This window comes from Methylocystis sp. S23 (assembly GCF_054106005.1).
This window is the reverse complement of record NZ_CM134185.1, coordinates 707,323-719,585: the sequence shown is the minus strand read 5'-3', so window position 1 is coordinate 719,585 and position 12,263 is coordinate 707,323. Positions and strand designations below refer to the sequence as shown.

8 protein-coding genes are annotated in these 12,263 nt (G+C 65.0%); 7 read left to right on the top strand and 1 reads right to left on the bottom strand.

The features are described from left to right. The first annotated feature begins 218 nt into the window (after positions 1 to 218). The 6 genes from ACV7JP_RS03630 to ACV7JP_RS03605 all read left to right on the top strand — a co-directional run bounded on the left by ACV7JP_RS03630 (position 219) and on the right by ACV7JP_RS03605 (position 8,156). Complete coding sequence (locus ACV7JP_RS03630; RefSeq protein ID WP_457797896.1) at positions 219 to 491, top strand: hypothetical protein; 273 nt, start codon at positions 219 to 221, stop codon at positions 489 to 491. Positions 492 to 741: 250 nt separating this feature from the next. Then, the gene (locus ACV7JP_RS03625; protein ID WP_457797895.1) at positions 742 to 906 is read left to right on the top strand and encodes a hypothetical protein; all 165 of its coding nucleotides are present in this window, start codon (positions 742 to 744) and stop codon (positions 904 to 906) included. 1,055 nt (positions 907 to 1,961) lie between these two features. Then, positions 1,962 to 2,321: a FixH family protein gene (locus ACV7JP_RS03620; RefSeq protein WP_457797894.1), complete on the top strand. Its 360-nt coding sequence runs from the start codon at positions 1,962 to 1,964 to the stop codon at positions 2,319 to 2,321. Further along, the gene (locus tag ACV7JP_RS03615) at positions 2,318 to 3,556 is read left to right on the top strand and encodes a TolC family protein (RefSeq protein WP_457797893.1); all 1,239 of its coding nucleotides are present in this window, start codon (positions 2,318 to 2,320) and stop codon (positions 3,554 to 3,556) included. Before ACV7JP_RS03620 ends, ACV7JP_RS03615 begins: the two co-directional genes overlap by 4 nt. Next, positions 3,553 to 4,932 (top strand): efflux RND transporter periplasmic adaptor subunit, encoded by a 1,380-nt coding sequence (locus ACV7JP_RS03610; protein ID WP_457797892.1) that lies wholly within the window; start codon positions 3,553 to 3,555, stop codon positions 4,930 to 4,932. Before ACV7JP_RS03615 ends, ACV7JP_RS03610 begins: the two co-directional genes overlap by 4 nt. Further along, on the top strand, positions 4,929 to 8,156 hold the full coding sequence (locus ACV7JP_RS03605) for an efflux RND transporter permease subunit (RefSeq protein WP_457797891.1): 3,228 nt from the start codon (positions 4,929 to 4,931) through the stop codon (positions 8,154 to 8,156). The genes ACV7JP_RS03610 and ACV7JP_RS03605 overlap by 4 nt, the downstream gene beginning before the upstream one ends. 1,021 nt (positions 8,157 to 9,177) lie before the next feature. Here the strand turns inward: ACV7JP_RS03605 and ACV7JP_RS03600 are convergent. After that, a complete protein-coding gene (locus ACV7JP_RS03600) occupies positions 9,178 to 11,457 on the bottom strand; it encodes a copper-transporting P-type ATPase (protein ID WP_457797890.1) in 2,280 nt (759 codons plus the stop codon). A gap of 394 nt (positions 11,458 to 11,851) precedes the next feature. Between ACV7JP_RS03600 and ACV7JP_RS03595 the strand changes: the two genes are divergently transcribed. Continuing rightward, complete coding sequence (locus tag ACV7JP_RS03595; RefSeq protein WP_457797889.1) at positions 11,852 to 12,169, top strand: hypothetical protein; 318 nt, start codon at positions 11,852 to 11,854, stop codon at positions 12,167 to 12,169. Positions 12,170 to 12,263 lie beyond the last annotated feature (94 nt).

The following is a 12,263-nucleotide window of genomic DNA, read 5'->3' as shown; positions in this document are numbered from 1 at the left end:
GGCCCAGAACGCTCCCAGGGGAGGGCCAGTTCCAGGAGTTTTGGAGAAATCCGCCGGGCCGGCGCGCCAGGGCCGGTCTTGCTGACTTAATCCGTGGCGTGTCTGGGGGCTTCCGGCGGGACGGCGCGGGCGATGCGATATTGTCGCATTGTCCTAAAAAGCGGGGAAAATCTGGTAGCCTATCGTAGTGCGGCGATTCTGAACGGAGGAGTCATCCTATGGCTGTGCCGCCCAAGGATCGTATTGAAGTCGTGTTGATGTCTGATCAGGCTGCTCCGGCGCATCTGTGGGTGCAATCGACCGCCCAAGCGTCGATGCGCGTGGAGCTGGATAAGGAAAAGTCGGTGCGCGTTCTCGGCGGGACGCTGTTATTCTTGATTCTCGCCCTTTATTTCTTTCCGGGCGCGATGGTCATTCTTCTGCTGATCGGGCTGATGATCGGCTTTCCGCTCGCCCTTGTCGGAATGGCGGGATATTTTCGCAAGACGTAGAGGCGGCCTTCAGGCCGAAATGGCAAAGCAAAACGCCCCGCCGTTACATCCGCGGTCGGGGCGTTTCTCGTGCCGGCGGGCGCTGCCGACTCGGAAGAAGGCTATGCGCGCCCTTCGACGGAATCAACAAAAAGAAGCGGAGCGGAGGCTCCACTGATCCCTGACGCAGGCCGCGCGGCCTATTCTTTTTGAACAAGGAATTAACAACTCATGGATGTTATCTTTTTATTCAGCAACTGTGGAGAGAGGGATGCGACGGTCGATCCGGATCCAGCGCTTCGAACGCAATATGCCGACGCGCGAGAAACGAGCGGCGATCAAGGATCGGAGCCGCTCGGGCTTGCCAGGGTGGGGGTGGGCGGCGCTCTTGACGGGAGCCGTCTTCTTCATGGCGGCGATCGCCTTCTTCAGATAGGCTCTCGGCCGCGCATTGGCGCGTTTTGGCGGCGTCTGCGTTAACGTTAACAATTCGTCTAAAAACTCGCCGTCGTTGAAACGAACTCAAGCGGAGCGCGTTGTGTTCAAGGCGGCGATAAAATCCATGGGGGGAAAATGAAATCCATTGTCTCAGCTTTCGCATTCGCGCTTCTGGCGTCGACCGCGGTCCATGCCGAGGTTTCTTGCGAAAATGACCGGATATGCGCCGACAATCAGAAATGTGTCGACGGCTATTGCAAGGACGTAGCGGCCTTCAGGACGCATGGGTCGGCGGTCCAGCGCGAGGGAGCCAGTAAAATTCCCGATAGCGCCGACTCCTTGCCCCAGGGCAGGCATCAGCAAAAGGCGCGATAGCGAGTTGCCGCCTTTAAGACGCCGCGACGTCGAAACGCTGTAGAGGCGCGGCGAGTCCATATCGCGAGCAAGCGCCGGCTCGGCCCGGAGGCGGGAGACGTCTTGCGGGCCAGCCTCGCCGTGCTATTCTCCGTCCCCGGAGAACGCAATGAAGTTGAGCTGGCTGCGCCTTATCGTCTCCGCAATGGTCGTCATCGCCGCTCTGTCAGGGGCGGCGTCCGGCTTCGCCGCGCCGTCGGCTCATAGCTGCGCGGCCATGTCCGCGGCGGATGATTGCCCGGACCATCCCGCAGACCATGCGACCGCGCCGCTTCATTGCGATTCTCTTATTTGCGGGGCGCTTCAGCTAACGCCCCACTTCGCCCTCAGGCCGACAAACATAAAGGCGGTCGGGCAAGCGCGCCTGATATTCGACGACGCGGCGTATCGCGGCTTGTCGGCGCCGCCGGATCTTCGTCCCCCCATTCTCTAAGGTTCCGTTGCCGCCCGCTCGCCGGGGCGCGCGTCTTTCGTGGACGCGTCGGCGACAGGCTTCGCTTGGCGCTTCCAGGCGACCGCGCCTTCCTCTTATCATCTCGGCCGCCCCTCCCGGGGCGAGCGCCCATCGCGCAGCGACGCTTTCGAGCGACGCGAGAGAGAAAGCGAATGCAAAAGCATTTTTCGCCGCTTGCCGGCGCGATGGCCTTCATCGCGCTAAGCATGGGCCATGCCCGCGCGGCCGTGGAGGACTATGCGTTCGAGCTGGTCCAAACCCAGACGAAAAAGGGGCAAGGCGTCGTCGACGTGCGGCTGGTCCGCAAACCGGACGGCGAGCCGGTCGGCGACGCCGTCATCTTCGCCGCCAGATTGGATATGGCGCCGGACGACATGGAAGCGATGACGGGCGCGATCGAATTGGCGCAGAGCCCCGCGCCCGGCCTGTACCGGTTCAAGGTCGATCTGAGCGACGAGGGACGCTGGCGCATTTCCATCGCGGCGAAGATTCAGGGAGAGACCGGAACGCTCCAGGGCCGCCTGATCTTGAAGGCGACGCCATGAGGCGATTGTCTCCTCTCCTCTTCGCCGTCTCCCTCGCGGCCGGCGCCGTGGGCGCGCCTGTTTTCGCGGCGGAGCGGAGCCTGCCGGGCGCCACGGTCGAGAGCGTCGTCGCTCTGGCCGGAAGGCTCAGTCCCGAGCTTGCGGCGGCCGTCCTCGATGCGGACGCCGCGTCGCAGCGGGTGGGCGCCGCCGGGGTTCAGCCGGACCCCACGGTCACGCTGCAAGCCTGGGACGTGAACAGCCGGGGCGTCGGTCAGCGCTGGATCGGCGTCGAACAAACGTTCCGGCTATGGGGCAAGACCGAATTGGAGAAAGGCGTCGCCCAGGCGGAAGCCGACGCGGCGCGGCATCAGAGCCAGGCGTTGGAAACCGATCTCGTCGCTCGCGTGAAGACCGCCTATGCGCAATATTGCGCGGCCCAGCGCGCTTTGGAATTGTCGAAGTCGCTGAAGCGGCGCGTCGATGAGCTTCTGGAGCTGCTTCGCCTGCGCTACGGGGCAAGCTCGGTCGACCAGCAGGAGGTCGTCAAGGGCGAGCTCGAGGCGGCGAGCGCGGCCGCCGATGTGGCGCGGCGGGAAGGGGAAGCCAAATCGGCCGTCGCGCGCCTGAACGCGCTGATCGGCCGCGATGCGCGCGCGCCGCTCGCAGCCTCCAGGGGATTCCCGCCGCTGAAAGCAAAATTGACGCTTGCCGGCGTTCAGGATCTCGCGCGGTCGTCGAACCCTCAGCTTGCCGCGACGCATGCGCAGCTTCGCTCCGCCACGGGAACAAAGGAGCTGACCGACAAGAACTACTACCCGGACATTACGCTGGGCGCGACTTATGTGCAGCGGCCCGTCGGCGAGGATAGCGGCCAGTTTCTGCTCGGCTTCAAAGTGCCGCTGCAATATGAGGCGAAGGACGCCGAGCAGCGCGCGGCGAGCGCCAGTCTCGGGGCCGCGCGGGCGCGCAACGAGGCGCTTCGCATCCGGCTCGACGGAGACGTCGCCGAGGCGTGGTATCGGTTGGAGGCCGTCCGCAAGGCGATCAAGATTTTCGAACAGCGGCAATTGCCGCCCGCGCGGCTGTCGGTCGAAACGGCGCGCAGCGGCTTCGACGCCGGCGCGACGAGCCTGGCGATCCTCCTCGAATCCGAACGCCGGCTTCGCGCGGTTGAGCTGGAGCTGCTCGCCTTGAGGGTCGAGGAGCAGAGCAGATACGCCGACCTCGAACGTCTCGCGGGAGGTTCGCTATGAGCCGCGCAAAAGCCCTCGTCCTGGCGGCGCTCGTCCTGACGGCGCTCGGCGGCGCCGGCCTGTGGCTGTGGCGCGCGAAAGCTCCGGACCGCGCCCCCGCCGGGCCGCATGCGCATGCGACGGGGCCGGTCATCTATTACCGCGATCCTGACGGGCCCCGTTATTCCGCGGCGCCACGAAAGAACGCCGCGGGCAAGGATTATGTCGCCGTGCGCGCCAGCGAGGACGTCTCGTTCGAGAACAAGCCGCCGGAAGCCGCGCGGCTTCCGGCGTCCGGGCGCCGCATTCGCTACTACCGCAATCCGATGGGCCTTCCGGATACGTCGCCCGTGCCGAAGAAAGATCCGATGGGGATGGACTATGTGCCCGTCTATGAGGACGAGTCGCAGGACGTCTCGACGATCGCGATCAGCCCCGGCAAGCTGCAAAAGATGGGCGTGCGCTCGGAGCCCGTCGAGCGCCGGACTCTGACCGTTCCGGTTCGCGCGGCGGGCCGCGTGGAATTCGATCCGCGCCGGACGTCGGTCGTTTCCCTGCGCTTCGAGGGCTTCATCGAATCCGTCGAGAAGGTCGCGGAGGGGGATTATGTCCGCAAGGGCGAGCCGCTCATGCGCGTCTATGGGCCCGACCTGTCGAGCGCGGCGGCGGAATATGTCGCCGTGCTCAACGCGCATTCGGCGGCGCGGGCGGAAGGCGCGCGGCGGCGCCTCGCCAATCTCGGCCTCGACGACGCCGCCATCGCCGCCATCGCCCGCAGTCGCCGCGTCCCGCGCGTGATCCCCTGGCCCGCGCCGCGGGACGGTCATGTAGTCGAGCGAACGGCGCTGAGCGGGATGCGCGCCGCGCCGGGCGAGACGCTGTTTCGAATCGTCGACCACAGCGTCGTCTGGATTTTGGCCGACATCGCCGAGCGCGACGTCGAATCCGTGGAGCCCGGGCAGGCGGCGGTCATCCGCGCAAGGTCCTATCCGGGCCGTCCCCTCAAAGGGCGCGTCGCGCTCATTTATCCGCATCTGAACATGGAGACGCGCACGGCGCGGATCCGCATCGAACTCCCCAATCCGGAGGGGCGCCTGCTGGGCGACATGTTCGCCGATGTGGAAATCGAGACAGGCGGTAAGGAGAAGGTTCTCGCCGCGCCGGAAAGCGCCGTCATCGACGCCGGCAAGCGGCAGGTGGTGATCCTCGACAGGGGCGAGGGCCGTTTCGAGCCGCGCGAGGTCCGGATTGGCCGGCGCGGCGACGGCTATGCGGAGATTGCGAGCGGCGTCGCCGAGGGCGAAAGGGTGGTGACCGCCGCCAATTTCCTCATCGACGCCGAAAGCAATCTCAAGGCGGCGCTGCAGGCGCTCGATCATGGCGAGGCCGCGAAATGATCGGCCGTCTGATCGCCTGGTCGGCGCGCAATCTCCTGCTCGTTTTCATCGGAACCGCCTTCGCGATCGCGGCGGGCGTCTATTCGCTGCGCACCCTGCCGCTCGACGCCATTCCCGATCTCTCGGACGTGCAGGCCATCGTCTACACGGAATATCCGGGCCAGGCGCCGCAGGTGGTCGAGGATCAGGTCACCTATCCGCTGACCAGCGCCATGCTCACCTTGCCGCGCTCCAGAGTGGTGCGCGGCTTCTCCTTTTTCGGCGTCTCCTTCGTCTATGTGATTTTCGAGGACGGCGTCGACGTCTATTGGGCGCGCTCGCGCGTGCTCGAATATTTGAGCGCCGCGACCAAGCGCTTGCCGGCGGGCGCCGCGCCAGTGCTCGGACCCGACGCCACGGGCGTCGGCTGGGTCTATCAATATGCGCTCGTCGCCAAGGAGATGACCCTCGCCGAATTGCGCACGCTTCAGGATTGGACGCTCCGCTACGGGCTCGCAAGGGCCGAAGGCGTGGCGGAGGTCGCGAGCGTCGGAGGGTTCGTCCGCCAATATAATGTCATCGTCGATCCCAATCGCCTGCGCGCGCTCAACATCCCGCTCTCGCGCATTCGCGACGCCGTTCGCGCCAGCAACGCCGATGTCGGCGGCCGCACGGTCGAACTCTCGGAATTCGAATTCATCGTGCGCGGACGCGGCTATCTGAAGGGCGTCGCCGATCTTGAAAACATCGTGCTGCGCGCCGGCGGCGGAACGCCGCTCCTCCTGAAGGATGTGGCGCGCGTCGAGCTCGGCCCGGACGAACGCCGCGGCGTCGCCGAGCTCAATGGCGAAGGCGAGGTGGCGAGCGGCGTCGCGCTTCAGCGCTACGGCGCGAACGCGCTGACGGTCATCGACAATGTCAAGACGGCCTTGGCGCAGATCGCCCCGAGCCTGCCCAAGGGAGTCGAGATCGTCCCGGTCTATGATCGCTCCGAGCTCATCCATGCCGCGATCGAGACCTTGCGCAGCGCGCTGATCGAGGAAAGCGTCATCGTCGCGCTCGTTTGCGTCGTCTTTCTCCTGCATGTTCGCAGCGCGCTGGTCGCTATCGTCATGCTGCCGGTCGGCGTGCTGACGGCCTTCGCCGCGATGAAGGCGCTCGGGCTCGCCTCCAACATTATGAGCCTGGGCGGCATCGCCATCGCCATCGGCGCGATGGTCGACGCGGCCATCGTCATGATCGAGAACGCGCATAAGCGGCTGGAGCGGGCCTCGCCGGAAACTCCGCGCGTCGATGTCCTGATCGACGCGGCGACCGAGGTCGGTCCGGCGCTCTTCTTCAGCCTGCTCATCATCACGGTTTCCTTCCTGCCGATCTTCGCGCTGGAATCGCAGGAAGGCCGCCTGTTCAGCCCGCTCGCCTACACGAAGACCTTCGCCATGGCCTCGGCCGCGCTGCTGTCGGTCACGCTCGTGCCGGCGCTGATGGTCATTTTCGTGCGCGGCAAGATCGTTTCGGAGGAAAGAAACCCGGTCAATCGCGCGCTGATCTATGTCTACCGGCCGGTCATCCGCCTCGTGATGCGCGCGAAGATCCCGACGGTCCTTCTGGCGGTCGCGGCGGTCGCCTTCACGATCATGCCCGCGCGCCAGCTCGGTTCGGAATTCATGCCGGCGCTCAACGAGGGCGCGCTGCTCTACATGCCGACGACGCTGCCGGGCCTTTCCGTAACCAAGGCCGCGCAGTTGCTGCAGACGCAGGACCGGATCATCAAATCCTTTCCGGAAGTGAAATCGGCCTTCGGCAAGGCGGGCCGCGCCGCGACCGCGACCGACCCGGCGCCGCTCGAAATGTTCGAAACCGTGATCGATCTCAAGCCGAAGGAAGAATGGCGGCCGGGCGTCACGATCGACGGCCTGATCGCGGAGATGGACGCCGCGCTGCAGTTTCCCGGCGTCTCCAACGCCTGGACCATGCCGATCCGCAACCGCATCGACATGCTCGCGACCGGCATCCGGACGCCGGTCGGCGTGAAGATCATGGGGCGCGATCTTGCGCAGCTCGAAGGGCTCGCGCGCCAGGTCGAGAAGGTCGTCAAAAGCGTTCGCGGCGCCTCCTCGGCCTATGCCGAGCGCGTCATGGGCGGCTATTATCTCGATATCTCCCCCGATCGCGCCGCGCTCGCGCGTTACGGGCTGATGATCGACGACGTGCAGGCGACGATCGCCACCGCGCTTGGCGGCGAAACCGTGACCACGACGGTCGAAGGACGAGAACGCTATGGCGTGAATATCCGCTATCCGCGCGACTTCCGATCGAGCCCGCGCGCGATCGCGAGCGACGTGCTGATCCCGCTTCCCGGCGGCGGAACCATCCCGCTCGGCGAAGTCGCGAAGGTGGAGCTGGTTCGCGGGCCCACCTCGATCCGCACGGAGAACGGCCAGCTCGCGGTCTATATCTTCGTGGATATCCGGGATCGCGACATTGGCGGCTTCGTGACGGAGGCGCGGAAAGCCGTCGCCGAGGCCATCGAGTTCCCCGCCGGCTCCTATGCGGTTTGGAGCGGGCAATTCGAATATCTGGAACGCGCGCAGGCGCGCATGCGCATCGTCGTGCCGGTGACTCTCTCCATCATCTTTCTGCTGCTCTATCTGAATTTCCGCAAGGTCGCCGAGACGCTCATCGTCATGCTGTCCCTGCCATTCTCCCTTGTCGGCGGCGTCTGGCTGATGTGGCTGATGAATTTCAACATGTCCGTCGCCGTGGGCGTCGGATTCATCGCGCTTGCCGGCGTCGCGGCCGAGACCGGCGTCGTCATGCTCATCTATCTCGACGCCGCGCGGCGGGAGATCGCCGACCGATGCGCCGAGGAGGGGAGGGCCTTCACGAAGACCGACCTTCGCGAGGCCATCATGCTCGGCGCCGTAGAGCGCGTCCGTCCCAAGATGATGACGGTCTTCGCGATCATGGCCGGCCTGGTGCCGATCCTCTGGAGCACGGGCGCTGGGTCGGAGGTCATGCAGCGCATCGCCGTTCCGATGATCGGCGGCATGGTCTCCTCCACTTTGCTGACGCTCCTCGTCATTCCGGCGATTTATGCTTTGGCGAAAGGAATTGGGCTGCCGACGAACGCCGGCGCTTTTCGCGGGGGCGAAAAGGAGGAACGAGGTCTCAATCGCGTTCATCCGGGTGAGAAGTCTCTTCTTTTGGAAGAGGGGCTTCGTCCACACGGTCCGCTTCGTTAACCGTGTGACTTGCAGTCGCGGAAGGGGGGGCTTCCATGTCGGAACGAATGCATAAAAATGCATGCTGCTTCGCCATTTTGGCAAGAGCGTGGATGATCGTCCGGGCGGCGCGCCGCCTCATGTTTACCCTTTTCGTCGTCACGATCTTTGGGGGAGCGGGAGTTGCCGCTCTCGCCGCTCCAACGGGTCATCATTGCGCGGGGATGAGCGCCGGCGATTGCGTTTTCCCTCATGCTTCGGAAGGGATCGCTTCTCCGAACGATTGTTCTCCCAACCTTTGCGGCGCGGTCGCATTGCCGCCAATGTTCGCTGGGGCCATCGCCGTATACGCCGATTCGCTAAAAATGTCCGCGTTTCCTGTCAGTCCAGAAATTTTTGGACGTTCTGTCTCTCCTGGGCTCCGCCCGCCGATTCTCTAAGGATCGACCGCGGAGGCCGCCGAGTTAGCCGACTCATAAATGCGCGTCTACTCGGAGAGCTTCGAAGAGCCAAATAAGGAACCCGTGTGACCTTACACGTCGCCGGAGCCTACTATCCAAGGAGAAAAAGATGTCTAAGAGCGCACTCATCGCCGCCGCGTTCCTGCTTGCGGCAACCTTGCCGGCGATGGCTCAGAGCGAGGAACATCGCCGGCACAGCGCCATGCCGCATATCGGGGGGCATTGGCGGCACGGCCACCGAGATTGGAGCGAGTCCCAAGGACGGGGCCATGTTCATAATGTGTGCTGGGAATGGGACGCCGTGAATGGTTGGGAGTGGGTTTGCCGTTAAGGCAGACGCGCAATGATCAATAAGTAGCGAGCGCCGGCTGAACGGTTGTGCGAGCCGTTCGGCCGGCGTTCGTTTTTTCGTAAAGGCGAGTCAAGGCTGTCGCGTCGTCTAATGATACTCGCGCGTAGAACAAAACGGTGGCGTGATTCCTGGCTAGATCGCGCTGCGTTTAGGCGATTCGCCTAAACGCAGTTAACGTGATCGCCTCTAAAGGTTTAGAGCGCGCCTTTTTACGAAAAGCCAGCGCGCTCTATGCGGCGCCCGGAAAGGGCGGCGCTTCCAAAAGGCGTTTCGGCTCAATTTCCGCCTGGCGCAGCCGCAGCGAATTCGCCACCACGCTGACCGAGGATAGCGCCATGGCGGCGGCGGCGATGGTGGGCGAGAGCAGCAGGCCGAAGGCGGGATAGAGGGCGCCCGCCGCAACCGGCACGCCGGCCGCGTTATAGATGAAGGCGAAGAACAGATTCTCGCGGATATTGCGCATGGTCGCTCGGGAAAGCCGGCGGCCGCGGACGATGCCGCGCAAGTCGCCTTTCAGCAGGGTGACTCCCGCGCTCTCGATAGCGACGTCCGTGCCCGTGCCCATGGCGACGCCGACATCCGCGGCGGCGAGCGCGGGGGCGTCGTTCACGCCGTCGCCGGCCATTGCGACGATTCGGCCCGCCTGACGAAGGCGCGCGACAACCTGGCTCTTATGTTCGGGTAGAATTTCCGCCTCGACCTCCGTTATGCCAAGCCGCTTCGCGACCGCGCGCGCCGAGGTCCAATTGTCGCCCGTCAGCATGACGATTGAGACGCCATCCTCGATAAGCGACTTCAAGGCGTCCGGGGTCGTCTCCTTGATGGGGTCGGCGATCGCGATGACGCCTGCCGCCCGGCCGTCGATCGCGACGAAGATCGCCGTCGCTCCGTCCTGGCGAAGGCGCTCGGCCTCGTCCTCCAGAGGCCCGGGATCGATTCCGAGCTCCTCGAGAAAGCGCCGATTGCCGATTGCGACGAAGCGCGCGTCGATACGCCCGGTTACGCCCTTTCCGACGGGCGAGTCGAACTCCGCGGCCTCGGCGAGAGGCAGGCTTCTTTCGAGCGCCGCCTGGACGATCGCGACCGCCAGAGGATGCTCGCTCGCGCGCTCGAGGCTTGCGGCGACGCCCAGAAGCTCATTCTCCGAGAGGCCGGCCGCGGGACGTATCGCCGTGACGCGCGGCTTGCCTTCCGTCAGAGTCCCGGTCTTGTCGACGACGAGAGTGTCGACCTTCTCGAAGCGCTCCAGTGCCTCGGCGTTCTTGATGAGCACGCCGGACTGCGCGCCGCGTCCCACGCCCACCATGACGGACATGGGCGTCGCGAGGCCGAGCGCGCAGGGGCAGGCGATGATGAGCACGGACACCGCCGCGATGAGGCCATAGCTCATGCGAGGTTCGGGCCCCCAGATCGCCCAGGCGGCGAAGGCGAGGAGCGCCACGAGAATGACGAGCGGGACGAACCAGCCCGAAACCTGATCGGCGAGGCGCTGGATGGGCGCGCGGCTTCGCTGCGCCGAAGCGACCATGTCGACGATGCGCGAAAGCATCGTGTCCTTGCCGACCTTCTCGGCGCGCATCACGAAGCTTCCGGTCTGGTTGAGCGCGCCGCCGATGACCGCGTCTCCGACGCTCTTGGAGACCGGCATGGACTCGCCCGTGACCAATGATTCATCGACGGCGCTGCGGCCCTCGACAAGCACGCCGTCGACGGGAACCTTCTCGCCGGGACGCACCCTTAGCCGATCGCCGACATGCACTTGGTCGAGCGCGACCTCTTCATCCGTCCCATCTTCCTTGACCCGCTTCGCCGTGACGGGAGCGAGATCGAGAAGGGCGCGAATGGCGCCGCCCGTCTGCTCTCTCGCGCGAAGTTCGAGAACCTGCCCCAGAAGCACGAGCACGGTGATGACCGCCGCCGCTTCGAAATAGATCGGCACGGCGTTCCCGGCGGCTCGGAAGGTCGGAGGAAAGATCGAGGGCGCCAGAGTGGCGACGACGCTGTAAACCCACGCCACGCCCGTGCCCATGGCGATCAGCGTGAACATGTTGAGATTGCGCGTGGCGAGCGACTGCGCGCCCCGAACGAAGAACGGCCAGCCGGCCCAAAGCACCACGGGGGTCGCGAGCGCGAATTGCGCCCAGGTCGAAATATTGGACGGAAGGAGATGATGGAGATTGAAGAAATGTCCGCCCATCTCCAGCGCGAAGACAGGGATTGTGAGGGCGAGGCCGACCCAGAAGCGCCGCGTCATATCCGCGAGCTCGGCGCTTGGCTGCGAATCGGCGGAGGCGACGGCCGGCTCGAGAGCCATTCCGCAGATCGGGCAATTTCCGGGCCCCGTCTGGCGGATTTGCGGATGCATGGGGCATGTGTAGATCACGCCCTCGGATGCGTCGAGAGAAGGAGGACGCGTCTCCGCGCCGGCGACTTGCGGCGCGGGCGCCCGAAGATGTTCATGCCTCGCGGCGGGGCTCCCAGCAGGGTGATGATGATGTTCGTGGCTCACGCAATCCCCTCCGTTGGCGAAACGAAAAAGCGGGCTCTTTCAGCCAGCCTGATCTTACGCGTCATCGGCCGCTTTGCGCGCGGACGGCCGCGGCGCGTCAAAAGCCGCCGCTAAACCATAAAGCCTCTGGAAAGCAGGAGCGAGGCGCCGAGCAGGCTCGGCCTCCATAGTCGCCGTACAAAGGGAAGATTGAAAGAAGGCTTTGAACGGACGCGCGGAAGCGCCCGCGAGGTTGAGCCTCGCTCACGGGATTCGCTGCCGCCTCGCTTGACAAAGCGGCTTTCACGCCGAGTTGGCCCCAAATCTCGACATGACGTCGAATCGCTGGCTTTGGCGCCGCGGGAGTCGATCGCTCCGGCGCGGGCCATTGCGAGATTTTTATCGGGAGGAAGGCATGGCCTCGAATCGGATCAAAACTTTGGCTCTGGCGGCGGCCGTCGTGACTTGCGCGGGCGTCGGCTATTCGAGCGTCGCCGAGGCGCATCACCGGACGGCGCGGCATTATGGCTGGCATTCCGGCTGGCACAGGGACTGGCATAATCACCGCAGGGTCCATTACGGATATATGAGGCCGGCGACATACGCATATGGCGGCTACCCGGCCTATGGTTGCGCGACGCCGGGCTATTACGGCTATGCCGGCGACGGCGGATTGTTCGGCATGGGATTCGATGGCGGCGGCTTGTTGGGATTGGGACTTGGACCGCTCTAAGCCCGTCCCGGAAGCGAAGGAACAAAACGCCCCGCGCTTACGCCCGGCGTCGGGGCGTTCATCCTGTTGGAGCTGATCATGGCGCGCTCTGTCG

Excerpts from the sequence above, each read along its gene's own strand:
- ACV7JP_RS03630 (WP_457797896.1), top strand. The coding sequence starts at position 219 with ATGGCTGTGCCGCCCAAGGATCGTATTGAAGTCGTGTTGATGTCTGAT.
- ACV7JP_RS03625 (WP_457797895.1), top strand. The coding sequence starts at position 742 with ATGCGACGGTCGATCCGGATCCAGCGCTTCGAACGCAATATGCCGACG.
- ACV7JP_RS03620 (WP_457797894.1), top strand. The coding sequence starts at position 1,962 with ATGGCCTTCATCGCGCTAAGCATGGGCCATGCCCGCGCGGCCGTGGAG.
- ACV7JP_RS03615 (WP_457797893.1), top strand. The coding sequence starts at position 2,318 with ATGAGGCGATTGTCTCCTCTCCTCTTCGCCGTCTCCCTCGCGGCCGGC.
- ACV7JP_RS03610 (WP_457797892.1), top strand. The coding sequence starts at position 3,553 with ATGAGCCGCGCAAAAGCCCTCGTCCTGGCGGCGCTCGTCCTGACGGCG.
- ACV7JP_RS03605 (WP_457797891.1), top strand. The coding sequence starts at position 4,929 with ATGATCGGCCGTCTGATCGCCTGGTCGGCGCGCAATCTCCTGCTCGTT.
- ACV7JP_RS03595 (WP_457797889.1), top strand. The coding sequence starts at position 11,852 with ATGGCCTCGAATCGGATCAAAACTTTGGCTCTGGCGGCGGCCGTCGTG.